This window comes from Paracoccus aurantiacus, from assembly GCF_007993065.1.
GTDB lineage: Bacteria > Pseudomonadota > Alphaproteobacteria > Rhodobacterales > Rhodobacteraceae > Paracoccus > Paracoccus aurantiacus.
Window position 1 is genome coordinate 1,037,224 of sequence record NZ_VOPL01000001.1, and the last position, 25,391, is coordinate 1,062,614.

21 protein-coding genes are annotated in these 25,391 nt (G+C 63.0%); 11 read left to right on the forward strand and 10 right to left on the reverse strand.

Translation table 11 applies throughout. The annotated features are described in order from the left end of the window. The first annotated feature begins 22 nt into the window (after positions 1 to 22). The 6 genes from FQV27_RS05020 (at position 23) to FQV27_RS05045 (ending at position 8,253) form a co-directional block, all read left to right on the forward strand. On the forward strand, positions 23 to 1,099 hold the full coding sequence (locus FQV27_RS05020) for an AbrB family transcriptional regulator (RefSeq protein ID WP_147096706.1): 1,077 nt from the start codon (positions 23 to 25) through the stop codon (positions 1,097 to 1,099). Positions 1,100 to 1,233: 134 nt separating this feature from the next. Further along, positions 1,234 to 2,313 carry a type 2 periplasmic-binding domain-containing protein gene (locus tag FQV27_RS05025; RefSeq protein ID WP_147096707.1) on the forward strand — a complete coding sequence of 360 codons (1,080 nt, stop codon included), beginning with the start codon at positions 1,234 to 1,236 and terminating at the stop codon, positions 2,311 to 2,313. A gap of 72 nt (positions 2,314 to 2,385) precedes the next feature. Then, positions 2,386 to 4,398 (forward strand): tripartite tricarboxylate transporter permease, encoded by a 2,013-nt coding sequence (locus FQV27_RS05030; protein ID WP_147096708.1) that lies wholly within the window; start codon positions 2,386 to 2,388, stop codon positions 4,396 to 4,398. A gap of 21 nt (positions 4,399 to 4,419) precedes the next feature. Then, positions 4,420 to 5,520, forward strand: a complete 1,101-nt coding sequence (locus FQV27_RS05035) for a 4-oxalomesaconate tautomerase (protein WP_147096709.1) — start codon at positions 4,420 to 4,422, stop codon at positions 5,518 to 5,520. 58 nt (positions 5,521 to 5,578) lie between these two features. After that, entirely contained in the window at positions 5,579 to 7,261 is a 1,683-nt protein-coding gene (locus FQV27_RS05040) for a thiamine pyrophosphate-binding protein (protein ID WP_147096710.1), read from the forward strand. Then, positions 7,258 to 8,253: an NAD(P)-dependent oxidoreductase gene (locus FQV27_RS05045; RefSeq protein WP_147096711.1), complete on the forward strand. Its 996-nt coding sequence runs from the start codon at positions 7,258 to 7,260 to the stop codon at positions 8,251 to 8,253. The genes FQV27_RS05040 and FQV27_RS05045 overlap by 4 nt, the downstream gene beginning before the upstream one ends. Here FQV27_RS05045 and FQV27_RS05050 read toward each other — a convergent pair. After that, entirely contained in the window at positions 8,213 to 9,154 is a 942-nt protein-coding gene (locus FQV27_RS05050) for a LysR family transcriptional regulator (protein ID WP_147096712.1), read from the reverse strand. The genes FQV27_RS05045 and FQV27_RS05050 overlap by 41 nt on opposite strands. Before the next feature lie 53 nt (positions 9,155 to 9,207). On the opposite strand from FQV27_RS05050, the gene FQV27_RS05055 reads away from it, so the two are divergent. Then, positions 9,208 to 9,975 (forward strand): sulfite exporter TauE/SafE family protein, encoded by a 768-nt coding sequence (locus FQV27_RS05055; RefSeq protein WP_246132996.1) that lies wholly within the window; start codon positions 9,208 to 9,210, stop codon positions 9,973 to 9,975. Between the two features lie 65 nt (positions 9,976 to 10,040). Here FQV27_RS05055 and FQV27_RS05060 read toward each other — a convergent pair whose 3' ends face one another. After that, positions 10,041 to 10,859 (reverse strand): VOC family protein, encoded by an 819-nt coding sequence (locus tag FQV27_RS05060; RefSeq protein ID WP_147096713.1) that lies wholly within the window; start codon positions 10,857 to 10,859, stop codon positions 10,041 to 10,043. Positions 10,860 to 10,862: 3 nt separating this feature from the next. Then, positions 10,863 to 11,285, reverse strand: a complete 423-nt coding sequence (locus tag FQV27_RS05065; protein WP_147096714.1) for a DoxX family protein — start codon at positions 11,283 to 11,285, stop codon at positions 10,863 to 10,865. 105 nt (positions 11,286 to 11,390) lie between these two features. Here FQV27_RS05065 and FQV27_RS05070 point away from each other — a divergent pair, with 105 nt between their 5' ends. Both FQV27_RS05070 and FQV27_RS05075 read left to right on the forward strand, forming a co-directional pair. Further along, positions 11,391 to 12,287 carry a LysR family transcriptional regulator gene (locus FQV27_RS05070; RefSeq protein WP_186827213.1) on the forward strand — a complete coding sequence of 299 codons (897 nt, stop codon included), beginning with the start codon at positions 11,391 to 11,393 and terminating at the stop codon, positions 12,285 to 12,287. Positions 12,288 to 12,332: 45 nt separating this feature from the next. After that, a complete protein-coding gene (locus tag FQV27_RS05075) occupies positions 12,333 to 13,514 on the forward strand; it encodes an MFS transporter (protein ID WP_147096716.1) in 1,182 nt (393 codons plus the stop codon). A gap of 19 nt (positions 13,515 to 13,533) precedes the next feature. Here FQV27_RS05075 and FQV27_RS05080 read toward each other — a convergent pair whose 3' ends face one another. From FQV27_RS05080 to FQV27_RS05105, 6 genes are all read right to left on the reverse strand, one after another. Next, entirely contained in the window at positions 13,534 to 14,535 is a 1,002-nt protein-coding gene (locus FQV27_RS05080; RefSeq protein ID WP_186827214.1) for an SPOR domain-containing protein, read from the reverse strand. Between the two features lie 124 nt (positions 14,536 to 14,659). Then, complete coding sequence (gene upp / locus FQV27_RS05085; protein ID WP_147096718.1) at positions 14,660 to 15,295, reverse strand: uracil phosphoribosyltransferase; 636 nt, start codon at positions 15,293 to 15,295, stop codon at positions 14,660 to 14,662. A gap of 65 nt (positions 15,296 to 15,360) precedes the next feature. After that, positions 15,361 to 16,341 (reverse strand): adenosine deaminase, encoded by a 981-nt coding sequence (locus FQV27_RS05090; protein WP_147096719.1) that lies wholly within the window; start codon positions 16,339 to 16,341, stop codon positions 15,361 to 15,363. 24 nt (positions 16,342 to 16,365) lie between these two features. Continuing rightward, complete coding sequence (locus FQV27_RS05095; RefSeq protein WP_147096861.1) at positions 16,366 to 17,544, reverse strand: phosphopentomutase; 1,179 nt, start codon at positions 17,542 to 17,544, stop codon at positions 16,366 to 16,368. Between the two features lie 17 nt (positions 17,545 to 17,561). After that, on the reverse strand, positions 17,562 to 18,899 hold the full coding sequence (locus tag FQV27_RS05100) for a thymidine phosphorylase (protein WP_147096720.1): 1,338 nt from the start codon (positions 18,897 to 18,899) through the stop codon (positions 17,562 to 17,564). Next, on the reverse strand, positions 18,896 to 19,294 hold the full coding sequence (locus FQV27_RS05105; protein ID WP_147096721.1) for a cytidine deaminase: 399 nt from the start codon (positions 19,292 to 19,294) through the stop codon (positions 18,896 to 18,898). Before FQV27_RS05105 ends, FQV27_RS05100 begins: the two co-directional genes overlap by 4 nt. Positions 19,295 to 19,464: 170 nt before the next feature. On the opposite strand from FQV27_RS05105, the gene FQV27_RS05110 reads away from it, so the two are divergent. Then, on the forward strand, positions 19,465 to 21,744 hold the full coding sequence (locus FQV27_RS05110) for an NADP-dependent malic enzyme (RefSeq protein ID WP_147096722.1): 2,280 nt from the start codon (positions 19,465 to 19,467) through the stop codon (positions 21,742 to 21,744). A 68-nt stretch (positions 21,745 to 21,812) separates the two neighbouring features. Beyond that, positions 21,813 to 23,687 (forward strand): propionyl-CoA synthetase, encoded by a 1,875-nt coding sequence (locus tag FQV27_RS05115; protein ID WP_147096723.1) that lies wholly within the window; start codon positions 21,813 to 21,815, stop codon positions 23,685 to 23,687. Positions 23,688 to 23,903: 216 nt separating this feature from the next. Here the strand turns inward: FQV27_RS05115 and mgtE are convergent, their stop codons facing one another. Beyond that, positions 23,904 to 25,358 carry a magnesium transporter gene (mgtE, locus tag FQV27_RS05120; RefSeq protein ID WP_147096724.1) on the reverse strand — a complete coding sequence of 485 codons (1,455 nt, stop codon included), beginning with the start codon at positions 25,356 to 25,358 and terminating at the stop codon, positions 23,904 to 23,906. Positions 25,359 to 25,391: the final 33 nt, after the last annotated feature.

Here is a 25,391-nt window from a genome sequence, read left to right on the forward strand (position 1 = left end):
ATCGGTATACTAGTGGATACAAATGCGTCAAGTCATAACCCGATCATCGAAAATCTTCACCCGCCGCCGCCTCGGCACGCTTGTGCTGGCCGCAGCGGGCACCTTCGTATTTTCCAGACTTGGCCTGCCGCTGCCGTTTCTGTTCGGCCCGATGTTCGCTTGCCTGCTGGCCGCGCTTTTCGGGGCACCGTTGCAGGGCGTGCCGCCGGTTTCCTCGGCCGCGCGGACCATTCTGGGCGTTGCGGTCGGTGCATCAATCACACCGCAGGTTATTCATCAGCTTCCGCAGATGGCCGGCTCCGTTGCCTTCGTTCCGCTCTATATCCTTGTGATCGGCGCGATCGGCGTCCCTTATTTCCATCGCATCTGCGGGTTCGATCTGGCCACGTCCTATTTCGCCGCGATGCCGGGCGGTCTTCAGGACATGGTCGTTTTCGGGAAAGAGGCCGGGGGCGATGTGCGCGCGCTTTCACTGATCCATGCAACGCGTGTGCTTGTCATCGTGACTATCGTGCCTGCGGTGCTTGTCTATCTGTTCGACCGCCCGCTGGTGCAGCCCATCGGCGCACCGGCGTCCGAAATGCCGGTGCGCGAACTGCTTCTGATGGCCTTCGCGGCGATCGGTGGCTGGAAAATCGCCGAACGGATCGGACTGTTCGGGGCAGCCATTCTTGGACCCATGATCCTGACCGCGATCCTGTCCCTGTCCGGCGTGATCGAACACCGCCCGCCACGCGAAGCGATCCTTGTCGCGCAGTTCTTCATCGGCATGGGCATCGGCGTGGGCTATGTCGGGGTGACGCTGCACGAACTTCGCCGCTTCGTTCTTTCGGGAATGGCGTTCGTGGTCATCCTCGCCTTCCTGACCTTCGCCGTGACGGAGATCGTCGTCCAGCTCGGCTTTGCGTCGCCGGTGGAGGGCTTCCTGTCCTACGCACCGGGCGGGCAGGCGGAAATGGCGGTGCTGGCGATCGTTGCGGGCGCCGATCTTGGCTTCGTCGTCGTCCATCACCTTGCCCGCCTGACGCTGGTGATCCTTGGCGCGCCGATCTTTGCTTCGGCAATGGGGCTGCGTGGCGAGAAAGCCGAGAAGGATTAGAAAAATTCATTTAACGTTCAGATTAATGCGTTTGATTTATAATTGAACGGCTGACATCCTCCGCTTGACGACGTTGCGTCAGCGATGTCGTTCCTTGCGGCGACAGCGGCAGGGAACAGCAAAGGGAGGAATTCATGAACTATCATCACACGACCGCTCTGGCCGCGATCATGGCAGCCGCGATGGGCACCACCGCCGGTGCGCAGTCGCTGGAAGGCAAGACAGTCGAATATGTTATTCCATTCTCGGAATCAGGCGGCTCCTCGCAATGGGCGAATTTCTATGTGCCACTGCTCTCGAAGGCGCTGCCCGGCGCGCCCACTATGGTCGTCCGCTATCGGCCCGGCGCCGGTTCGACCGAGGGCGCGAACTGGTTTCAGGGCCAGCAGGACAAGGGCGACGGCACGCTGATCTTCGGGGATTCCGGCTCGACCAAGTTCCCCTATCTTCTGGGCGACCCCCGCGTGCGCTATGAATACAAGGAATGGAAGCCGGTCCTCGCTTCGGCCACGGGTGGCGTCGTCTATCTGCCGCCCGACCTGGGAGAGCGGTTCGACGGCGACATGGATGACCTGAAGGACGAGGCTTATCTGTACGGCAGCCAGGGGGCCACGACGCTGGATCTGGTGCCGCTTCTGGCGTTCAAGATGCTGGGCATGACGGTCGATCCCGTGTTCGGCGTCGAGGGGCGCGGTGACGGGCGCCTGATGTTTGAACGCGGCGAGGCGAATATCGACTATCAGACCTCGTCGGCATATCTGGCGAATGTTCAGCCGCTTGTCGATGACGGTCTGGCCGTGCCGATCTTCACCTGGGGCGCGCTGGATAATGACGGCAATATCGTCCGCGACCCGACATTCCCCGACCTGCCAAGCTTCAAGGAAGTCTGCGAGGCGACCGCAGACTGCCCGACCGAGGGTGTCGTCTGGGATGCCTACAAGGCCTTCTTCGTCGCCGGCTTCGCGAACCAGAAAACAATCTTCTTGCCGAGTTCCGCACCGCAAGAGGTTGTCGATGCCTACACCGCGGCGATTGAGCAGGTGGTCAATGCCGAAGGCTTCGCCGAAAGCGCCGAGGAAGTTCTGGGCGCCTATCCACAGATGACCGGCGCTGCGGCAATCGAGGCGACCGAGCAGGCGACGACGATCACGCCAGAGGCAAAGCAATACGTGCTGGATTGGCTGAAGGAAGATTACGGCATCACGATGGACTGACGCCGATGCGCAGTCCTGCGCCTCGCCCGCGACCGGGCGGGGCAACGAACTTAATCTTCAGCGGAGGTCATGATGGACAGTTTCGCACAAGCCTTGCCACAACTGGGCGCAGCGTTCGCGCTGATCTTCCACCCGACGCAGATCATGTATCTGGTGGGTGGCGTACTTCTTGGCCTGTCGATCGGCGTGCTGCCGGGGCTTGGCGGGATTGCGGGCCTCGCGCTGGTGCTGCCGTTCCTTTACGGGATGGACCCGGTTGCCGGTCTTGCACTGATGATCGGCCTTATCGCCGTTATTCCGACCTCTGACACGTTTTCTTCGGTCCTGCTGGGCATTCCGGGTTCCTCGGCCAGCCAGGCGACGGTGCTGGACGGCTTTCCGCTGGCCAAACAGGGGCACGCGGCACGCGCGCTGTCGGCGGCCTTTGCCTCATCGCTGTTCGGGGGGTTGTTCGGCGCTATCGTGCTGACCTTCTTCATCCTGATCGCGCGGCCGCTGATCCTGGCCTTCGGCCTGCCAGAGATGCTGATGATTACCATCCTTGGCCTGTCGATGGTTGCGATCCTTGCCGGGCGCGTGCCGCTGAAGGGCATTGTCGCGGCAGGTCTGGGCGTGATGGTCGGCACCATCGGCTCTGCGCCGGCGGGCGGCAGCCTGCGCATGTCCACCTATGACATGCCCTACCTGATGGATGGCTTCCAACTGGTCATCGTCGGTCTGGGCATCTACGCAATACCCGAAATCGTCTCGCTTCTGCGCCATGACCGCCCGATCGCGGAAGGCGGTTCGCTTGGCGATGGCTGGGCACAGGGCGTCAAGGACTGGTGGCAGAACAAATGGTTGTCGCTGCGCTGTGCCGTCATCGGCGTGCTTGTCGGCGTCATTCCCGGCCTTGGCGGATCGGTCGTTGACTGGCTGGCTTATGGTTCTGCCGTACAGACGGCAAAGGACCGTTCCGAATTCGGAAAGGGCGACATCCGCGGCGTGATCGCACCGGAAAGTTCCAACAACGCCAAAGAGGGCGGCGGCCTGGTACCGACGCTGATCTTCGGCATACCCGGTTCCGGGTCCATGGCGATCTTTCTCGGCGGGCTGGCGCTTCTGAACATGACGCCGGGGCCGCAGATGGTGCGCAACAACCTTGATATCACCTACACCATCGTGTGGTCGCTGGCGCTCGCGAACGTCATCGGCGCGGGTCTGTGCATCGTGCTGTCGAAATACATCGCCCGCATGACCACGATCCGCTTCACGGTCATCGCGCCATACCTGTTCATGATCATTGCCTTTGCTGCCTTCCAGTCGCGCCAGTCGGCGCTGGATCTGGCGACATTGGTGGGCATCGGTATCTTCGGCATCCTGCTGCGCCGTTTCGACTTTTCGAGACCGGCATTCCTGATCGGTTTCGTGCTGTCGAACCAGACTGAAATTTTCGTTAATCAGGCGTTCCAGATTGCCGGCGCGCGGTTCCGCCGATCGGCCGAAGCGGGCTGGGACTATCTGCTGTCCCCGATCACCATCGGGTTGCTGATCCTGACGGTCGTATCCGTCGTCGTCGGCATCCGCGCATCAAAGAACATCCGCGAAAACATCGACGCCCCGACAGGCACCAAGACCGCACCGGCGATCTTCCTTGGCGCGGTGACGCTCTATCTTGCGGTGTCCTGCATTGATGCCTGGGGCGTCAGCCGCTTTCAGGATCGCATCTTCCCGCTGACCATCGGGCTGGTAACGCTTGCCGGTGCGCTGCTTCTGGGGCTGAGGATGCTTCGCGCCCCTGCCGATGACGATGTGTTCATCGATCTCGAAACCGGAGAGGAGGGCGAGGCACCGCATGGGCTGTGGTCCACGCTGGTCTGGTTCGGTGCGTTGGTTGCGCTGACCTTCGTATTTGGGTTGTTCATCGCGCTGCTGATCTTCCTGCTGGCCTTCTTCCGCGTGCGGGGCCGATTCAACTGGCAACGGACGGTGCTGGCCACCGCCATCGGTCTGGCCTTCATTTGCGGGCTTGCCGCGGTGCTGGGGCGCGACCTGCCGCCAGGCTATCTGCAGACGCTTTACGAGCTGCCCTGGCCACTGACCTGACATCATCCGACGGACACGCAAATGACACAGACTGCGATACCCTATCACTTCATCAGGGGCGGCACCTCGCGCGGCCCCTATTTCCGCCGAAGCGATCTGCCGGATGACGAAGCGACCCTGTCGGACGTGCTGATGGCCGTGGTCGGCGCAGGGCATCCGCTGAACATAGACGGCGTGGGCGGGGGCAATGCCGTGACGACGAAAGTCGCCATGCTCTCGCGCTCGGCCCGCGAGGATTGCGACATCGACTATTTTTTCGCACAGGTCGCAGTGGAAAAGAGAGAGGTCGATTACCGCCCGACCTGCGGCAATATCCTTGTCGGTGTCGGCCCTGCGGCGATCGAGATGGGGCTTGTCGCGGCTCAGGACGGCGAAACGCAGGTTCGCATCCATGCCGTGAACACGGGCGCGGTGGTCAATGCGCTTGTCCAGACACCGGGCGGGCGCGTCACCTATGAAGGCGATTTCGAAATCGCCGGGGTGCCGGGCAGCGCCGCGCCCATCAGGCTCGATTTCATGGAAACGGTCGGTTCGGTCACGGGCGCGCTGCTGCCGACCGGCAATCTGCGCGACGAGATCGACGGGATCGAGGTCACCTGCATGGACGTCGCGATGCCGGTGATGTTCGCACGAGCCGAGGATTTCGGGCTGACCGGCTATGAAACGCAGTCCGAACTGGACGCGAACCGTGCCTTCTTCGACAAGGTAGAGCCGATCCGCCTGAAGGCCGGTGCTCTGATGGGCCTTGGCGATGTCTCGAAATCCGTCGCCCCGAAGATCACGCTGCTGGCGAAACCCGCCCATGGCGGCTCGATCACGGCGCGCTACTTCATGCCGTGGTCAACGCATCCGTCCATGGCCGTGACCGGCGCGCAATGCATCGCCGCCTGCGCAATCCTGCCCGGAACGGTCGCCGACGGGTTGAGCGACGGGCTGGAAGGCACCCCCGCCCCCGTCACCGTCGCCATAGAACATGCAAGCGGCACGTTCGAGGTGCTTGTCGATTTCGGCCCGGCAGAGGGCGGGATCGACATCCGCTCTGCCGGGCTGGTGCGGACCGCACGATTGATTGCGCGCGGCGAGGTGATGGTTCCGACCACGATCTGGGACGGCACGCGCTAGCCTGCGCGACCGAACCGCCGACTGCCGACCCTGACGGAGCCTTGAAGGAGCAACCGCAATGGCACATCACGTCTATGAAAGCCTTGCCGACAGCTTCGTCGCGGAAGGCGTTGGCACATGTTTCGCGCTTCTGGGCGATGCGAACATGAACTGGGCCACTGCGCTTGCAGGGCGCGGCGTCGAAATGGTCTATGTCCGCCACGAACATTGCGCCATCGCGGCCGCAAGCGCCTTTGCCCGCAAGACCGGACAGACCGGTGTCGCGACGGTGACCTGCGGCCCCGGACTGACGCAGGTGATGACGGCACTGCCCGCCGCCGTGCGCGCCGGCATACCGCTGGTGATCTTCGCGGGTGAATCCCCCCTTGGGGCGGCGTGGTATAATCAGGAGATCGACCAGGCCCCGTTCGTCACTGCCACCGGCAGCGCCTATCGCCGACTGCATCACATCCCCCGCATGACCGAGGAGATCCGCGACGCCTTTGTTCAGGCGCGTGAAGAGCGCCGACCGGTCGTTCTGGGCGTGCCGTTCGATCTTCAGGCACAAATGCTCGACGCGCCCCTGAAACAGTCCCCGCCGTCAACCAGGATCATGCCGCAGCTTGCACCGATGCCGGCCAACCCCGCCGCAATCGCTGATCTGGCGGGGCGGATTGGGCAGGCGCGCCGTGTCGTGGTCATGGCCGGTCTGGGTGCGGTTGCTGCCGGGGCGGGTCCAGCCTGCGCGGCCCTTGCCGACAGGCTCGGCGCGTTGCTGGCGACCACCCTGCCCGCGCGCGGCCTTTTTCACGGTCATCCCTATTCCCTTGGCGTGGCAGGCGGCTTTTCCAGCACCCTTGCCCGCGCGCTTTTCCAGCAAGCCGATCTGGTGCTTGCGGTTGGCTGTCGCCTGACCCAGCACAATCTGGACAAGGGCAAGCTTTTCGCCGGGGCCGAGATCGTCCAGATCGACCTGGCCCCCCGTGCCGTCAGTCAGGGAATGATCCCGGCCACCAGTCACCTTCGCGGCGACGCAAAGCTTTCGGCAGAGGCGCTCCACCTTGCCGTCGCCCCGTCGCCCGGCTGGCGCAACGACAGGCTGAAGGCGGCAATCGCCGACATGGTGCCCGACACCGCCGATTTTCCGCCAGAGCCGGGGCTTCTGGACCCGCGCGATGTCGTCGCGGAACTTGACGCCGCGCTGCCCGCAGAATGGCAGATGGTCAACTCCTCGGGCCACTGCTCATTCTTCTTTGCGCATATGAAGCGTCCTCATTCGCACTTCCTGACAATCCGCGAATTCGGCGCCATCGGAAACGGGATCTCGTATGCGATGGGCGTTGCGGCCGCGCGGCCCGGCGACACGGTGGTCATGTTCGACGGCGATGGTTCGCTTCTGATGCATGTGCAGGAACTGGAGACGATCCGCCGCCACGGCATGAATATTCTGATCTGCGCGCTGAACGACGGCGCCTATGGCTCCGAGATCCACAAGCTCCGCGACGAGGGGCTGCCCGATGACGGTGCGGTCTTCGGTCGCGTCGATCTTGGTGCCATTGCGCGCGGCTTCGGGATAGCGGGCGAACGGATCACCGATCTTTCCGACCTTCCGGCGCAGGTCGCGAAATTCGCGCGGACCGGAGGCGCGGCGGTCTGGGACTTCCCGGTGTCTGACAAGATCGCCTCGCCTGTGATCCGGCGCGCCCATCCGGGCGGGCATTGTGGAACCGAAAGACCCGTCGATATCGAGGCGCTGCTATGAGGGTTCATGTCCTTGACGACTGGTATGATACGCTGCGCGATCTGCCATGCATGTCGCTTCTGTCCGACCATCAGGTCACGATCTGGAATGATCGCGTTACCGACGAAACAGCTCTTGCCGCGCGGCTGGCAGACGCGGATGCGGTGGTTCTGTTCCGGGACCGAACGCCCGTGACAGCATCGCTGGTCGAACGGCTGACGGGTCCGCGCCTGATCGCCATGCGCGGCCAGCACGGTCATGTCGATGTTCAGGCCCTCAGCGCCGCGGGCATTCTTTTCGCATCGAAGATGACGAAGGACGGCCCTTCGACCCCAACGGCAGAACTCGCCTTCCTGCATGCGCTTTCGGCGCTGCGCTACTTTCCCGAACAGATCGCCTCGGCCCGCGCCGGAAACTGGCAGGGCGGTGCGCCACTCGGGCGCGGTGCCGCAGGCAAGGTCTTGGGACTTTACGGGTATGGCGGCATTGCCGGAAAGGTCGCCGATTATGCACGCGCCTTCGGAATGACGGTGCAATGGTGGGCATCCGAGGCAGGGCGCGCGCGCGCCATTGCCGATGGAGAGACTGTCCCGGCGACCCGCGCGGATTTCTTTGCGACCTCGGATATCGTCAGCATCCACAAGCGCCTGCTTCCCGCCACAAAGGCCGAGATCACGCAGGCCGACCTGATGGCGATGCAGCCGGGCTCGGTTCTGGTGAACACCTCGCGCGCCGGGCTGATCGAAGATGGTGCGATCCTGCGCGCGCTTGAGGCGGGACGTGTCGGGCGCGCCGCGCTGGATGTCTTCGCCGACGAGCCGGTAGAGAGCGCGGACGACCCGCTGATCTCTCACCCCAATGTCATTCCGACGCCCCATATCGGCTTCATTACCGCAGAGGAACTGAACAGCCAGTTCGCCGAGATTTTCGACATCGTGAATGCCTATGCGCGTGGCCAGCCCTCGGCGATGATTAATCCCGAGGTCTGGACTGAAGGTCGGGGTCGAGCGTGAGATGCGGCCGGAAGCGCGCCACCAGCGCAGCCTCTATCCGGGCAAGCAGATCGACGGCATTGTCGGATTGCGGGATGCCGCGCCGCGAAACAACGCCAATCGTGCGTTGCAGCCGGACATCCCCGAACGGGATCGACGTCAGCGACGCTGGCGCCATCGCGATTGCCGATGCCGGCAGGATCGTCATGGCCATCCCCTCGGCCACCAGCCGCATCGCGAGACCCGCGCTCTGCACTTCATAGAACCAGTGCAGCCTGTCGCGCAGATCGCCAAAGGCCACATCCAGCAACTGCCGGTTCTTGGACTGCGTAGAAATTCGCGCCATCCGCGCGCCCTCTATATCCGAAAGATGCGCGACACCCTTTCTGGCAAGTGCCGAATCCCGGCGCAGAAAAAGGTGATAGTCCTCATCCGCAAGCGGGCGGACGCGCAGATCGGACAGTTCTGCCGAAACGATTGTCAGACCGAATTCGGCCTGCCCGCCGCGCACGATTTCCGAAATACCGGCCACCGGCACATCAAGCACCTTGAACCCGGTTCCCGGCCAGTCACGCGCCAGCGCGCCAAGCACATCCGGCAAGACCGAATGGGCGATCGTCGGCACGCAGGCAATCGCGAAACGCTGAGATTGCCGCGACGCGCCCGCACGCGCCGACTCGTATGTTTCCTGAAGCGATTTCAGAAGCCTGCGCGCATCCGGAAGCAGGCCCTGCCCGTTCGCGGTCAGCGAGACTTCGCGGCTGGTGCGGATCAGCAGCGCAAATCCCAGATCCTCCTCGACCTTGCGCAAGCGATGGCTCAGCGCGGCCTGCGACAGGTTCAGCGCACGCGCCGCGCGCTGGAACGAGCCGTATTCGGCAATGGCCACAAACGCCTCCAGCCCAAGATAATCGACGCGCATACCGTCACCTTTCACCTGACGCGTGTAACCTACAATGTTCAGGGGCCAAGCCAATGCAGGAATTAGTCGGCACCCTGATGCCCGAGGGGATGAACCACGCGGTCTTTGCAACGCTTCTTGTCGCCAGCTTCGCGGGATCGTTCATCACGGTCGCATTCGGAATTGGCGGCGGTGGCATGCTGCTTGCAATCATGGCGACCCTTGTGCCGCCGGCGGCGCTGATCCCGACGCATGGGGTGATCCAGATCGGCTCGAACCTCGGGCGGGCGCTGATTACCTTCCGGCACATCTTCTGGCCGGCACTTCCGGCGTTCACCATAGGCTCGGTGATCGGGGCAGCACTCGGCGGCGCGGTGGTGGTAAACTTGCCCCCCGAATGGGTCCAGATCGGCGTCGGCAGCTTCGTGCTGTGGTCGGTGCTCGCGCGCCCGCCAAGCGGGGTGCGCGACTGGCCGCTGACCGTCGGTGCAATCTCCAGCTTCCTGACCATGTTTTTCGGCGCAACTGGTCTGTTCGTGGCCACCTTTACCAAATCGCAGAAGCTGCCCCGTCACGATCATGTCGCCACCCATGCGGCACTGATGACCGTTCAGCACGGGGTCAAGACAATTGCCTTCGGGTTGCTTGGCTTCGCGTTCTCGGCCTGGTGGGGCTTCGTGATTGCGATGATCGTGGCGGGGTTTCTTGGGACGATCGCCGGCAAGTCCATGCTGAACCGTCTGGACGACAAACGCTTCCGGCTCGCGCTCGACATCATTCTGGTTCTGCTGTCGCTTCGCCTGATCTGGGGCGGCCTGTCGCAACTTTTCGGCAGCCGATAACGCAGAAGCACGACACGGCCGAAGTCACCGCCGACACCGACGGTGGACATTGAACCACCGCGAACCTAACGACGTTCCTCGATGCGGATGCGGTTGTTCCAGGGATCGTCGAATTCGCTTTGCCCCAGCACAGCTGCGCGTTCGGGCGTCACGCTCAGGACCAGTTCCGCCAGTCCGGCACTGTCGGCGCTGCGAGGTCCGGAATCGCGGCTGTTCCATGTATTCGTGGCAATATGGTGATGATAGCCGCCGCTCGCATAGAAGCTGGCGGACGGCATTCTCGATGACAGGTCCAGACCCAGCGTTCCTGCGTAAAAGCGCTCCGCCTCGGGGATCTGGCCGACCTGAAGGTGAACATGGCCGATCACAGTGCCCTCAGGCGCACCGCGCCATTCGCTGGCGATTTGCATCAGACCGGGAATATCAAGCCGCGCATTTGCCATGCGAACCGTGGCGCCATCGCGTTCCCACATCTCGCGCGGGCGGTCGGCATAGATCTCGATCCCGTTTCCCTCGGGGTCGCTCAGATACACCGCCTCGCTGACCAGATGATCTGCGGCACCTTCGATCCGCAGGTTAAGTTGCGCGGCGTGGCGCAACCAGCCCCCGAGTTCAGCGCGTGTGGGAAGAAGAAAGGCCGTGTGAAACAGGCCGGCAGCGGCAGGATAGGACCGCGCCGCAGGGTCGCTGCGCAGCTCAAGCAGCACCTTCCCGCCCCGACCCAGACGCAGTGTTTCGCCATCGCCCGACACGCGGTCAAGCCCGATCGCGCGCTGGTAGAAATCGCCGACCCGGTCCAGATCGCGCACCCGCAATGCAACGCGGTCCACGAAGATCGGGGCATCGGTGGCATGCGCCACTGGTTTGCTGGCAGCATGGGTCATGAATCAGTCCTCTGTCACTGCAAGATTGCCCCCACCCAGAAGCGACTGAACGAGCAAAGCGAGCGCCCAGAATGCAGGATACTCCCACCCGCCGCCCGCATTATTGAACCAGAACCCGTTCGGACCATGCGCAAGAATAGCCGCGCCAAGCAGAACCGGCACCAGCAGAAGCGATACGAGACTTGTCTGGAAGCCAACGATCAGCGCCAGACCGCCCAGAAGCTCTGCCGCGATCGTCAGATAAGCAAGCGCAGCCGGAAGACCAAGCGAGGAAAAATAGCCTGCGGCACCGGCCGGGGTGAATACGAAAATCTTAAGTCCGGCATGGGCCAGAAACAGGATGCCGAGCGTCACGCGCAGCAAAAGCGCCGCATTCGCCGCCGCCGCGTCAGTGCCGAAGCCAAAGGATCTGAGTGCATTGTTCATCGGATTTCTCGTTCAAGGTTTGATTGCAGATGCAGATAGCGGTTTATCACCTTCACCAGAATGGGCATAAATCGCGAAATACTGTCGCCATTTCGGGGTATAATCATGGATCTCACCGATCCGACACGCGCCTTTCTGGCGGTGGTGGAAACCGGCTCTTTCACGGCGGCTGCACAGCGGCTGGGAATATCGAACAAACAGGCCGGAAAACTGGTCGCGCGGCTGGAAGCGCGCATCGGCCACGATCTGCTTTATCGCAACACCCGCGCCGTCTCGCTGACCGAGGCAGGCGAAACCTATCTGCCGCTGGCCCGCAAGGTTCTTGCGGCTCTGGAGGAAGCGGATGCTGCGTTCGATCATCCGGCGGGCGGGCTTTCGGGGCGGCTGCGCATCACCTGCGGCACAACGCTGGGAGAGCTTTGCGTGGCCGATGCGGTGCGCGACTTTCTGGCAGAGCATCCCGGCATGCGGATCGAGTTGCATCTTTCCGACGAATTGACCGATCTGGCCGCAGGTGGCTTCGATCTTGCCATTCGCATCGGCATTCCGCGCGATTCGACCCTGCGGATGCAGCGGATCGGCGACACCAGAATTCGTGTCGCCGCCAGCCCGGATTATCTGGCGCGACATGGCATACCGGACCACCCGAGCGATCTTTCAGCGCACCACGCGATACTTGATCTGAATTCGAAGCTGCCTGACCGCTGGGAATTCAACGAGAACGGCCAGCCCATCGTTATCGCAATGCAGGGCGTGCTGGCGGTCAACAGCGCCGCCGTCACCACGCGGCAGGCGGTTGTCGGCCACGGGCTGGTCCGCGCGCCCGATATATTCCTGACGCGGCATCTGGCGGATGGAAGCCTTGTCAGCGTGCTGGACGATTATGCGCCGGACGCCCGACCGATCACCGTCCTCAGCCCTGCGACGGCGTTCCGGCAGAACAAGATCGCGGCCTTCGCCAAAGTGCTGCGCCGGCATCTGAATGCGAGCTCTGAAAGCTGACGATTTGCGATGGTGCTGTGCGGCGCGGCGCGTTAACTCTGGCGCATGTCGTCAGATCATTCACCCGCGCGCATCGCGGCGTCGGTCCTTCTGCTTTGGCTCTCGGGACTTGGTGCCGCGGGCCAATTCGCGAAAATCGGTGTCCCGTTCAGCGAGATCATCGAACGCTTCCCGGATGCGGGCGCGTCTCTCGGGCTGCTTCTGTCGCTGGTAAGTCTGATCGGCGCGGTGTTCGGGATGATCGCCGGGGGGCTTGTCGCGCGGATCGGTCTGCGCCGGGCGATGCTGGCAGCGCTGCTTCTGGGTGCCGTGATTTCGCTTTTGCAATCCATGATGGGCACACTTGCGCCACTGCTGGCCAGCCGCGTGATCGAGGGGGTTTCGCACCTTCTCATCGTCGTCGCCGCGCCGACCCTGATCGCACAGATGACGCCCCAGCCCTTGCGCAATTTCGTCATGACGCTTTGGTCAACATTCTTCGGCGTCGCCTACGCCCTGACCGCCTGGCTGGGAATGCCGCTGGTCGAGGCGAACGGCCTGCCGGCGCTTTTCCGGTTTCACGGTTTTTACATGCTCGCCTGCTCCCTGCTGCTGGCGGTGGTTCTGCCGCGCCCTCACCTCGGGGACAATCCGCCTCCGGCGCTTTCGCTTCAGGATTTTCTGCGGGCGCAGCTGCGGGCATACGGGTCCGCGCGGATCGCCGCGCCCGGCATCGGCTGGCTGTTCTATACGCTGACCTTCGTGTCGCTGCTGTCGATACTGCCGGCGCTGCTGCCGGTAAGCCAGCGCGAGACGATGATGACGGTGCTGCCGCTTGTCGGAATTGCGACCTGCCTGCTGGCGGTGCCGTTCCTGCTGCGCAGCCTGCCCGCCATTCGCGTGACACAATTCGGGTTCGCGGCAGCGGCGCTTATGGCTGCGATGATGTTCTTTGCCGGCCCGATCCTGCCGGCTATCGGCCTTTACGCGTCGCTTGGGCTGATTCAGGGGTCGAGCTTTGCGGCCGTACCGGCGTTGAACGAAAGCCTGGAAGACAGGGCTATGGCGAACGGCCTGATGGCGCAGATGGGCAATCTGGGCAATCTGCTTGGCACGCCGCTTCTTCTTGTCATGCTTGGCCGCGCCGGGATCGGCGGATTGGTCGCCTCGGTCGCTGGCTTCTACGTAATCGCCATTCTCGCGCATAGCTGGCTGGAGCTTCGGCGCAGACGCGAAATCGCGATCTGACCCGAGAGGGCATGCAGCCTCAGCGGGCGGCGACCTCGGGATATCCGGCCTGACGAAGACGGTCGAGCGCCGCGATCAGGCGCTCTCGTGACGTAAACGGACCGGCGAGAATGATCCGGCGACCGTCTTTGTCCGCTTGAACCTGTCTCGCGACTGGATAGCCCATCGCGCGAAGCGCCGCGATAGCTGCAATCACGCCGTCGCGGTTGAACAGGCCGATCTGGACATAGCGGGCGCTTGCCGGCACCTCTGGACGGGATGTTGCGACGGGCGGCTTCGTCGCCGGTTGCGACGCGACCGTATCGCGGCGCTGTCCGCCCCCCACAGGGCGCACCGGCTTTACCGGGGCAGCCGCCGCCGCAACGCTGTTCTTGCCCGCCGCCTTTCCAGGCTGCGCCGCGACCGGATTGCCGATCCGCATTGGGGCAACCGGAATGGCACGCGGTGCCCCGCGCAGCGTGTCGTCAGGCCCCGCAGGGCTACGCGCGGCGCGCACCATCCCGCCCGCGCAATAGCCGCCGGTCGGATCGTCAGCGAAGCCGGGCAACGGTCGCGCCGCCCGCGACATTCCCAGCAGATCACAAAGCCGACCGCCCGGCGATGTCGGCAACGCCATGCGATATGCCAGCACCGGCTGCGCCTTTACGGCACGCACGATCTCGTCACCCAGCACATCCTTCCGATCTGTCCCATTCGCGAGATCGGGTGCTTTTATCGGGCGCGCGGTGATGGACGCGTCAGTCGCAGTGCCCTTTGCAGGATCGGCCAGTCCCTCTGCCGCAATAACGGAAACCGTCAGCTCTCGTTCCAGTGTCTGGACAGATGGATTTGGCGCGTGCAGCCCGGCACTTCCGCCCTGCCGTGCAGCAAAGCTTGGCGGAAAGCCACATAAGACCGCGCCCTGGTCGTCCAGACGCGCCGTCCATCCGAAGCCGTCGCGCAAAAATACGCATCCCTCGCTGTCGATATACTGCGCGCCAGTGAAATCGCGTGGTGGCAATTCCGCCGGTTCGCTGCGCACAGGCCCTGCGAGGCAAAGGCCCACACCACAGAACAGCAATATATTGAACAATCGCAGCATCGCACCGCCGAATCAGTCGTTTCGACCGTTCTAGCGCAGCGTCGGTTTCGATCCCGTTAACGGGTCACTTGGTCCCGAACATCCTGTCGCCTGCATCGCCCAGACCGGGGACGATATACCCGTGGGAATCAAGCTTTTCGTCCAGCGAAGCGGTTACGATTGGCACATCGGGATGCGCTTCGGCCATGCGCGCAACGCCTTCAGGCGCGGCAAGAAGGCACAGAAAACGGATATTCTTCGCGCCGGCCGCCTTGATAAGGTCGATCGCGGCGGCAGAGGAATTACCGGTGGCCAGCATCGGGTCCACAACAATGGTCATCCGATCCTCCAGCCCGCTTGGAAGTTTCGAGTAATACTGCACGGGTTGAAGCGTCTCTGGATCGCGATACAGCCCGACAAAACCGACGCGCGCCGAGGGAATAAGCTCCAGAATACCGTCCATAAGGCCGTTTCCCGCGCGCAGGATCGAAACGAGCGCAAGCTTCTTGCCTTCCAGCGTCGGCGCCTCCATCCGCTGCAACGGTGTCTCGATAGGCTGGCGCGTCAGGGGAAGCTCGCGCGTCACCTCATAGGCGAGAAGCAGGCTGATTTCGCGCAGCAATTGACGGAACCCGGCCGTCGAAGTTTCTTTCTTGCGCATCAGCGTCAGCTTGTGCTGCACGAGCGGGTGATCGACAACTGTCAAATGCGGGCTGGTCATATTGTCGCTCCGATAGCGATTGATTTCCTTGGGCGGTACAGGGCTGCTGCGCGGCTGTCCAGCCTTCAGGCGAAAGCAGCGCGCAGCCTTTCGCGGGTGGCAGTGTCGCAAAAGGCCGCGTCGGCGGCGGTGCGATTCAGCTCGGCAAATTCGGGTTCGCCCCATCCGAATGCATCGGCGAGGCGTTCATATTCATGGTTAAGCGTCGTGTGAAAGAAGGGGGGATCATCGGTCGAAACCGTGACCTTGACGCCCGCATCCGCAAGCCGCGCGATCGGATGGGCGCGCCAGTCGGGATATATGCCCAGGGCAATATTTGAACCCGGACAAACCTCCAGAACCACGCCGCTTTCCGCCAGATCGCGAACAAGTCCGTCATCCTCGACAGCGCGCACGCCGTGGCCGATCCGGCTGACGCCAAGCGACAGGGCATCGCGTATGGATTGCGGGCCGCCCCATTCGCCCGCGTGGCAGGTCAGGCCGAGGCCCGCCTCGCGTGCGCAGTCGAAGCTCCACGCGAAGTCCTGAGGTTTGCCGACCGCCTCTGCGCCGCCCATGCCCAGCGCCGTGACCCATCCCGTGCCGTCTGCGCTGCCCGTTTCAGCGGCGCAGATTGCCGATTTTCGCGCACGTTCGGGACCGAAATGGCGAATCGGCGTCACTATGGCGCGACTGTCGATGCCTTGGGCCGACATCTGCCGCGCGGTTTCAGTCATCGCGGCAAGGAAGTCACGCCACGCTGACAGATCGCCGCCGCCGCAGAATTCCGGCGAAACGAACAATTCGGCATAAATCGCGCCTTGTTCGGCGCAGTTCTGCAGGACTTCGCGCAACAGCCGCGCGTAATCTTCGGGTGTGGTAATTACCGAGGTCGCCGCCTCATATACGCGCAGAAAATCATTGAAGTCGCGATAGGCATAGTTGCCACGCGCATCGAAAATCGGTTCGAGATCAACGCCTTTTTCGGAGGCAAGGCCACGGATGAAGGCTGGCGGCGCGGCACCTTCAAGATGCAGATGCAGTTCGATTTTCTTGAGGTCGTTCATGAGATTTCGGTCCAGAGAAGAAGGTCAGAGAAAACTTTTGCCGTGACCCGGCGCATCGAGGCCGAGATGTGCCAGCACGCTGGCCCCGATATCGGAAAAGCCGACATTCCCGATACCACGCTTCGGCAGCCCGTAGCCGAGCACGGGCACGCGCTCTCGCGTGTGATCCGTGCCGATCCACGACGGGTCGTTGCCGTGATCTGCGGTGAACAGGATCAGGTCGCCGGGCTGCAGGCGATCAAGCGCCTGCCCGACAATACCGTCGAACCATTCAAGCTGCGCGCCATATCCCTTTACATCGCGACGGTGGCCGTAAAGGCTGTCGAACTCGACGAAATTGGCGAAGGTAAGACTGCCTGGCGACGCCTCGTCCAGCAGGTGAAGCAGATGCCCGGCCAGTTCGGCGTCCGACTTGCCCTTATGCAGTTTGCCGATCCCGCGATGGCTGAAGATATCGCCGATCTTGCCGATTGCGTGTGTGTCGCGCCCAGCGTTTGCGGCAATGTCGAGGATCGTTTCGGCGGGTGGGGCGATGGCATAGTCGCGGCGGTTTGCGGTGCGGGTAAAATTGCCCGGCGTCCCGGTAAACGGCCGCGCGATGACCCTGCCGACGCGCATCTCGTGCAGAGTCGGCGCAAGGTCTTCGCAAAGCTTCAGCAGCCGGTCGAGGCCGAACGCCTCCTGATGCGCGGCGATCTGAAAGACGCTGTCTGCGGAGGTGTAGCAGATCGGCCAGCCGGTGCGAAGATGCTCCGCTCCCAATTCGTCGAGGATGACGGTGCCGGACGAATGCTTGTTGCCAAGGATACCCTGCGTCCCTGCCAACTCGCAGACACGCGCGGTCAGTTCCGGCGGGAAAGCGGGCTGGCGGTCGGGGAAATAGTGCCAGTCCCACGGAACCGGAACGCCAGCGATTTCCCAATGGCCGGACGGGGTGTCCTTGCCCGGAGAGATTTCGGTCGCCGCACCCCACAGACCCTCCGGCTCGGCAGCCAGGCCCGGCGCGTCAGCGCCTGATGCCAACCGGATCGCCGCGCCAAGACCCAGCCGGTCGAGGTTCGGCAGCGCAAGCCCCTGGCGTTCAGCGATATGCAGCACGGTATTTGCGCCGGTATCCGGCCTTCCGTCATTGAAAAACCGCTCGGCATCGGGCGCGCCGCCGATGCCGACGGAATCCATCACGACAAGGAAAGCTCGGGGCATGTTGTGAACATCGCTTTTCATTCTGATGCAGTGCTTTCTTCTTCTGTATCGACATGCGCGAGAACAAGGCGCGTCGGCGCGGGGGCGTTATCGGACAGACGATAGGCCGCACGCACCGATGCGATAGCGGCATCAGCGGCAGCTTCGCTGGCGGCATGAACGATTGCGAGTTGCCCCTCGCTTCGCTCGCCCCGCCTGCGAAGGGCAGAAAGCCCGACGCGGTGGTCGATTTTCTGCCCCGCCTTTATCCTGCCCCCGCCAAGCGAGATGATCGCGCGGCCAAGTGCTGCGGTGTCGATCGCTTCGACGAAACCTTCCGGCGCTGGCACCGGGCGGATGACCGGGGCGGCGGCCAAATGCTGCCCAGGCCGGTCAAGCAGATCCTTCGGGCCGCCTTGTGCTGCGACCATTTGCGCAAAGACCTCTGCCGCGCGACCCGACTCCAGAACCTCGGTGACACGCTGCATCGGATCGCTGGTGCCCGTCAGCCGAACCGCCTCGGCCGACAAACGCAGAACCAGATCGCGCAGGGCCGATGGTGCGCCTTTCAGGCATTCAATCGCCTGCATCACCTCCAGCGCGTTGCCTGCGGCGCGGGCCAGCGGCTGGTCCATATCCGTAATCAGCGCGGATGTCCGGCAGCCCGCCGCCTCTGCCGTTTCGACAAGCGAAACCGCCAGCGCCTCGGCCTCGGCCTGTGCGCCCATGAAGGCGCCAGAGCCGCACTTTACGTCCAGCACAAGCGCGTCCAGCCCCGCAGCCAGCTTCTTCGACAGGATCGAGGCGGTAATGAGATCGATGGATTCGACCGATGCGGCCTCGTCACGAACCGCGTAAAGCCTGCGATCCGCGGGCGCGAGATCGCCCGATGCCGCAACAATCGCGCAGCCCACATTGGCGACAACATCGCGAAATTCCGGCTCTGTCAGATCGCAGCGAAAACCCGGTATTGCCTCCAGCTTGTCAAGCGTTCCGCCGGTATGACCCAGACCGCGCCCGGAGATCATTGGCACATAGGCCCCGCAGGCAGCAAGCACAGGTGCGAGCACAAGCGAGACAACGTCGCCGACACCGCCCGTCGAATGTTTGTCGACGACCGGGCCCGGAAGCTCCCACTGAAGCACATCACCGGAATCGCGCATCGCGCGTGTCAGGGCCGTGCGCCCTGCACCCGAAAGGCCGCGCAGCAGGACCGCCATTGCGAAGGCACCCGCCTGCGCATCGGACATGCTGCCATCGGACAGACCACGGGCAATCGCACGCGCGCCTTCATCGTCCAGATCGCCCCCGTCCCGAAGCCGCGCGATCAATGGGCGAAGGTCGCGGCCAACTTGATCCGCGCCGTCTGCACTCACGCCTTGCTGCCTTCCATATGGCTCGTGTCGAAACGGCCCGGCAGCAAATCGCCGATCGTCGTTTCCAGTGTCCCGCCCGCGGTCGTCGCAAGCAGCACCGGCGTTTCGCCGCGCCCGAATTCTGCCAGCTTCTGCCGGCACCCGCCGCAAGGCGGCACCGGCTCGGTTGAACCGGCAATGACGGCGACCTCGACCAGTTCTGTCTCTCCGGCGGCGACCATCGCGGCAATCGCGCCCGCCTCGGCGCAAGTGCCTTCGGGATAGGCCACATTTTCTACATTACATCCGCGATAGATTGCGCCGGATGCGCCGCGAACTGCTGCACCCACCTTGAAATTGGAATAAGGTGCATAAGCGGCCTCGCGGACCTCGCGCGCAGCATCGAGAAGTGACATTCCGGCCTCCGTTCATCGGTTCGCGCGACTCTGAACCCGGCGCGTGGCGGATGCAAGCTTCACGCGGGTTCTGCGGCGCTTGTGGTCAGATGCCGAACTGGTTTAACGCTGAACGATAAGGCGCGCCACGCGGTGCGGCAGGGACAACGCGCAAGCGAGTGAGGGACCCCATGGAAGAGCAGCGGCAGGACAAGGCGCGCACATCGGCGCTGGAATATCACGAATTCCCAAGACCCGGTAAGCTGGAGGTGCGCGCGACCAAGCCCCTGGCCAATGGCCGCGACCTGTCGCGTGCCTACAGCCCCGGCGTCGCTGAAGCCTGTCTGGAGATCAAGGAAAACCCCGCGGATGCTGCCCGGTATACCGCGCGCGGCAACCTTGTCGCGGTCGTGTCGAACGGGACGGCGGTGCTGGGCCTTGGCAATATCGGCCCCCTCGCATCGAAGCCCGTGATGGAAGGCAAGGCCGTCCTGTTCAAGAAATTCGCCAATATCGACTGCTTCGATCTGGAAATCGCCGAATCCGATCCGGAAAAGCTGGCAGCCATCGTGCAAAGCCTTGAACCCAGCTTTGGCGCGATCAACCTTGAAGACATCAAGGCCCCGGAATGTTTCATCGTCGAAAAGCTCTGCCGCGAGAAGATGAACATTCCCGTCTTTCACGACGATCAGCACGGCACCGCCATCGTGGTCGGCGCTGCCGCGACCAATGCGCTGCGCGTCGTCGGCAAGAAATTCGAGGATATCAAGATCGTCTCGACCGGCGGCGGGGCGGCAGGGATTGCTTGCCTGAACATGCTGCTGAAATTGGGCGTCAAACGCGAGAATGTCTGGCTCTGCGATATTCACGGCCTCGTATACGAGGGACGGGCAGAGGATATGAATCCGCAAAAGGCCGCCTATGCGCAGCAATCCGACCTGCGCACGCTGGATCAGGTCATCGACGGCGCGGACCTGTTCCTTGGCCTGTCCGGCCCCGGCGTGCTGAAAAAGGAAATGGTCGCGAAAATGGCGCCGCGCCCGGTCATCTTCGCGCTCGCCAACCCCACACCCGAAATCATGCCGGAAGAGGCACTGGAAGTCGCGCCCGATGCCGTGATCGCGACGGGCCGCAGCGATTTTCCCAATCAGGTGAACAACGTCCTGTGTTTCCCGTTTATCTTCAGGGGCGCGCTGGATGTCGGCGCGACGCAGATCAATGACGAGATGCAGCTTGCCTGCATCGAAGGCATCGCCGCTCTCGCCCGCGCAACGACCGCCGCCGAAGCCGCGGCGGCCTATCGCGGCGAGAAGCTGACCTTCGGGCCGGAATACCTGATCCCGAAACCCTTCGACCCGCGACTGATCGGTGTGGTGTCGACCGCGGTCGCAAAGGCCGCGATGGAAAGCGGCGTCGCGACGCGTCCGATCGAGGATCTGAATGCCTACAAGCGCAAGCTTGACGGTTCGGTCTTCCGTTCGGCGCTTATCATGCGGCCGGTTTTCGAGGCAGCGGCGACCGCCAGCCGCCGCATCGTCTTTGCCGAAGGCGAAGACGAACGGGTGCTGCGCGCCGCCAACGCGATGCTGGAAGAAACCACCGATGTTCCCATCCTGATCGGTCGCCCCGAGGTCATCGCCGCACGCGCCGAGCGTGCCGGCCTGCCGATCCGGCCCGACAAGGATTTCGAGATCGTGAACCCGGAAAGCGATTCCCGCTATCGCGAATATTGGGAAACCTATCACGACCTTATGGCGCGGCGCGGCGTGACGCCGGATCTCGCCCGTGCCATCATGCGCACGAATACGACGGCAATCGGTGCCGTCATGGTCCACCGCGCGGAAGGCGACAGCCTGATCTGCGGGACGTTCGGGCAATATAGCTGGCACCTGAATTATATCGAACAAGTTCTTGGCCGGGATGGTCTTTACCCTCATGGCGCATTGTCGATGATGATTCTTGAGGACGGGCCGCTGTTCATCGCGGATACGCAGGTCCACAACTACCCCACACCCGAACAGATCGCGCTCGCGACCATCGGTGCCGCCCGCCATGTCCGCCGCTTCGGCCTGATCCCGCATGTCGCGCTGTGCAGCCATTCGCAGTTCGGTAACCTCGATACCGATTCCGGAAAGCGCATGCGCGCCGCAATGTCGATCCTGCAATCGCGCGAGGTCGATTTCAATTTCGACGGCGAGATGCATATCGATTCGGCGCTCGACCCGACGATCCGTGCGCGCATCTTCCCGGCCTCGAAGCTGGAAGGTGCGGCGAACGTGCTGATCTTCGCGGGGACAGATGCGGCATCGGGCGTGCGCAACATCCTGAAGCACAAGGCAAACGGGCTGGAGGTCGGACCCATCCTGATGGGGATGGGAAACAAGGCCCATATCGTCACGCCATCGATCACCGCGCGCGGGCTGCTGAACATGTCCGCCGTCGCCGGAACGCCGGTGGCGCATTACCGCTAATACCGGCGCCGCGCGCGATTGCCGGAACGCCCCTTCCCGCTTAACCTTCACGGCGGGGAGGAACGGCGATGGGCTATCAGAAGGTTTACGACAGCTGGAAGGACGATCCCGAAGGCTTCTGGATGAACGCGGCAGGGGCAATCGACTGGGTCAGCCCCCCCTCGAAGGCGCTGTTTGACGAAAACGCGCCGATCTATGAATGGTTCTCGGACGGTCTGGTCAATACCTGCTGGAATTGCGTTGACCGCCATGTGAAGGCCGGGCGCGGCGACCAGATCGCGATCTATCACGACAGCCCGATCACCAATGCGACCAAGGGCATCACCTTTGCCGAATTGCAAAACCGCGTCGCCACGCTTGCCGGCGCGCTGCGCGCAAAGGGCATCGAAAAGGGCGACCGCGTCATCATCTACATGCCGATGATCCCGCAGGCGGTCGAGGCGATGCTGGCCTGCGCCCGTCTTGGTGCAATTCATTCCGTCGTCTTCGGCGGCTTCGCAGCGAACGAGCTGGCCGTGCGCATCGACGACGCGCAGCCCAAGGCGATCATCGCGGCCTCAGCGGGATTGGAGCCGGGCCGCGTCGTACACTACAAACCGCTGCTTGACCGCGCCATCGAGCAGGCGAAGCACAAGCCCGATTTCTGCGTCATCTTTCAGCGCGAGGAAGAGGTCGCGAACCTGATCGAGGGCCGCGATGTCAGCTGGTACGGCTTCCAATACGGGGTCGAGCCGGTCGATTGCGTGCCCGTCGAAGGCAATCACCCCGCCTATATCCTTTACACCTCTGGCACGACAGGGCAGCCAAAGGGGGTCGTGCGCCCCACGGCCGGGCATCTGGTCGCGCTCGCCTGGTCAATGGAAAACATCTACGGGATCGGGGCTGGCGACCGCTTCTGGGCCGCGTCCGACGTCGGTTGGGTCGTCGGTCACAGCTATATCTGCTATGGCCCGCTGATCGTGGGCGCGCAGACCGTGGTGTTCGAAGGCAAACCCATCGGCACCCCTCATGCCGGGGTGTTCTGGCGCACGATCCAGAACAATCGCATCAAAAGCTTCTTTACCGCGCCCACCGCGATCCGCGCGATCCGGCGAGAGGACCCTGACGGCGAATATATCCGCCGCTACAAGCTGCATGATCTTCAGGCGCTGTTTCTGGCCGGCGAACGCGCGGACCCCGAAACGATCAAATGGGCGCAGGAACATCTTGGCGTGCCCGTGATCGACCATTGGTGGCAGACCGAAACCGGCTGGGCCATCGCCGCGAACCCGCTGGGGATCGAAGAAATGCCTGTCAAGCTGGGCAGTCCGACCGTGCCGATGCCGGGCTATGACGTGCAGGTGCTGGATGAAGGCGGCAACCCGGTCGCTGCGGGCACGCTCGGCGCGATTACAATCAAGCTGCCCTTGCCCCCCGGCACGCTGTCGGGCCTGTGGAACGCCGAAGACCGTTTTCGCAAATCCTATCTGTCGCGCTTTCCCGGATATTACGAAACCGGCGATGCAGGATATCTGGATGAAGACGGCTATCTTTACATCATGGCCCGCACGGATGATGTCATCAACGTCGCCGGCCACCGCCTGTCCACCGGCGCGATGGAGGAGGTGTTGGCGCGTCATCCGGATGTTGCCGAATGTGCCGTCATCGGCGTGTCCGATGCGCTGAAGGGCCAGGCGCCGGTCGGCTTCCTGTGCCTGAAGAAAGGCAGCCGGAATCCGCCCGAACAGGTAGAGCGCGATGTGGTCGCGATGGTGCGTGATGAAATCGGACCCGTCGCCGCCTTCAGACGCGCCATCGTGGTGGATCGACTGCCCAAGACCCGCTCCGGCAAGATCCTGCGCGCCACAATGGCCGACATCGCCGACGGGAAGGATTACAGGATGCCCGCCACCATCGAAGACCCGGCCGTTTTGGACGAGATCGCGGATGCGCTGAAACTCTGATGCGTTGCAATTGAAGCATCCCGCCCGCGTCTTGCGGACGGGATGTGCCTGTCCCGTCTAACCCTGCCGGTCGCCCGCGATTTCCCAATGGCCATAGACGGAGCCACCAGATTTTGTGTTATGGGGTCTGTAAGACCCAACCTGAGCCAAAGACCTGCTCAGATCAAGGAGTATTTGATTAACGCCTGCAATTTCCGGTTGTGCGCCTTTGGCTGGCTACAGCAATACCATCTGCGCCAGCCCAAGAAAGGCAAAGAAACCAACTACGTCGGTTACGGTTGTGACAAAGGTGCCGGATGCGAGCGCCGGGTCGGCCCCGACCCGTTCCAGAGTCAAAGGCACGAGAATGCCCGCAAGTGCCGCGACAAACAGGTTCACGACCATCGCAATCGCGATCACGCCGGCCAGATTGATTCCGTCGAACCAGATCCAGGCGACCACGCCCATGACGACGGCAAAGCACAGCCCGTTCAACACACCAACCACCGCCTCTCGTGCGACGACGCGCCAGACATTGGACCCGGTCAGGCTTTTCGTTGCCAGCGCGCGCACCGCGACCGTCAGCGTCTGGGTTCCCGCATTGCCCCCCATCGAGGCGACGATCGGCATCAGCACCGCAAGCGCTACGATCTGCGAGATCGTCGCCTCGAACATCGCAATCACGAATGATGCCAGAATCGCTGTGGCAAGGTTCACGCCGAGCCAGGGAAGCCTTTGCCAAAGGGTTTCGACCACCGTGTCTGAGATCGAGCTTTCGTCGCCAACCCCTGCAAGTCGCAGGATATCTTCTTCGTGCTCATCATCCAGAACCTCCATTGCGTCATCTATCGTGATGACGCCGACAAGCCGGTCATGCTCGTCCACCACCGGGGTCGAGATCAGGTGATACTGATTGAACGCATAAGCCACGTCCGCCTCGTTCGCGAAGGCGTCGATGGGGCGAAAGCTGTCTTCGGTGATGTCACGCATCGGCGTCGCACGGCGCGCCGACAGCAGGCGGCCAAGCGCGACATACCCCACAGGGTGGCGGCGCGGATCGACCAGGATCACATGGTAGAACTGGTCGGGAAGATGCTCATCCTCGTTGCGCAGATAGTCGATGGTCTCGCCCACGGTCCAGTGTTCGGGCGCGGTCACGACCTCGGACTGCATCATCCGGCCGGCTGAATATTCGGGATAGGTCAGCGACTGCTCGACCGCCGCGCGGTCGGATTCGTCAAGCGCGTCCAGAACCTTCTGCTGTTCCGGCTCGTCCAGTTCCTCGATCAGTTCGACGATGTCGTCGCTGTCCATCTCGCGGACAGCATCGGCAAGCGCCGATTTCGGCATCAACTCGACGATCTCGTCACGAATCGATTCGTCGATTTCGGAAAGGATGTCGCCGTCGATCTCGCCCGACCAGAGCGACATGAAGGTCCGTCGCCGCGCCGCAGACAGGTTCTCGATCACGTCGGCGATGTCTGCGGCGTGCATCGGCTCCAGCAATTCGTCGAGCCGCGCGGGGTCTTCCTCGTCGATCGCCTCTCGGATCTGGTCGATCAGTTCCCGAGAGGGGACAAATTCATCCTCTTCCTCGGCGGGTTCGGGCGTGGCCTGTTCTGCCTCTGGGATGTCTGCGGACGGGGCCTGCTCGTCTTCGGGCAGGTCAGAGCGCTTCGGTTCGTCCTGCATGGACACCCCCTTCAATTAGACTGATCGTGATTA

What these genes read in the sequence shown, in the direction of transcription:
- FQV27_RS05050 (WP_147096712.1), bottom strand. Translation starts at nt 9,154, where the DNA reads ATGCGCGTCGATTATCTTGGGCTGGAGGCGTTTGTGGCCATTGCCGAA.
- FQV27_RS05025 (WP_147096707.1), top strand. Translation starts at nt 1,234, where the DNA reads ATGAACTATCATCACACGACCGCTCTGGCCGCGATCATGGCAGCCGCG.
- FQV27_RS05030 (WP_147096708.1), top strand. Translation starts at nt 2,386, where the DNA reads ATGGACAGTTTCGCACAAGCCTTGCCACAACTGGGCGCAGCGTTCGCG.
- FQV27_RS05105 (WP_147096721.1), bottom strand. Translation starts at nt 19,294, where the DNA reads ATGTCACTTCTCGATGCTGCGCGCGAGGTCCGCGAGGCCGCTTATGCA.
- FQV27_RS05075 (WP_147096716.1), top strand. Translation starts at nt 12,333, where the DNA reads ATGTCGTCAGATCATTCACCCGCGCGCATCGCGGCGTCGGTCCTTCTG.
- FQV27_RS05070 (WP_186827213.1), top strand. Translation starts at nt 11,391, where the DNA reads ATGGATCTCACCGATCCGACACGCGCCTTTCTGGCGGTGGTGGAAACC.
- FQV27_RS05110 (WP_147096722.1), top strand. Translation starts at nt 19,465, where the DNA reads ATGGAAGAGCAGCGGCAGGACAAGGCGCGCACATCGGCGCTGGAATAT.
- FQV27_RS05040 (WP_147096710.1), top strand. Translation starts at nt 5,579, where the DNA reads ATGGCACATCACGTCTATGAAAGCCTTGCCGACAGCTTCGTCGCGGAA.
- upp (WP_147096718.1), bottom strand. Translation starts at nt 15,295, where the DNA reads ATGACCAGCCCGCATTTGACAGTTGTCGATCACCCGCTCGTGCAGCAC.
- FQV27_RS05020 (WP_147096706.1), top strand. Translation starts at nt 23, where the DNA reads ATGCGTCAAGTCATAACCCGATCATCGAAAATCTTCACCCGCCGCCGC.
- FQV27_RS05045 (WP_147096711.1), top strand. Translation starts at nt 7,258, where the DNA reads ATGAGGGTTCATGTCCTTGACGACTGGTATGATACGCTGCGCGATCTG.
- FQV27_RS05095 (WP_147096861.1), bottom strand. Translation starts at nt 17,544, where the DNA reads ATGCCCCGAGCTTTCCTTGTCGTGATGGATTCCGTCGGCATCGGCGGC.
- FQV27_RS05115 (WP_147096723.1), top strand. Translation starts at nt 21,813, where the DNA reads ATGGGCTATCAGAAGGTTTACGACAGCTGGAAGGACGATCCCGAAGGC.
- FQV27_RS05060 (WP_147096713.1), bottom strand. Translation starts at nt 10,859, where the DNA reads ATGACCCATGCTGCCAGCAAACCAGTGGCGCATGCCACCGATGCCCCG.
- FQV27_RS05065 (WP_147096714.1), bottom strand. Translation starts at nt 11,285, where the DNA reads ATGAACAATGCACTCAGATCCTTTGGCTTCGGCACTGACGCGGCGGCG.
- FQV27_RS05055 (WP_246132996.1), top strand. Translation starts at nt 9,208, where the DNA reads ATGCAGGAATTAGTCGGCACCCTGATGCCCGAGGGGATGAACCACGCG.
- mgtE (WP_147096724.1), bottom strand. Translation starts at nt 25,358, where the DNA reads ATGCAGGACGAACCGAAGCGCTCTGACCTGCCCGAAGACGAGCAGGCC.
- FQV27_RS05035 (WP_147096709.1), top strand. Translation starts at nt 4,420, where the DNA reads ATGACACAGACTGCGATACCCTATCACTTCATCAGGGGCGGCACCTCG.
- FQV27_RS05090 (WP_147096719.1), bottom strand. Translation starts at nt 16,341, where the DNA reads ATGAACGACCTCAAGAAAATCGAACTGCATCTGCATCTTGAAGGTGCC.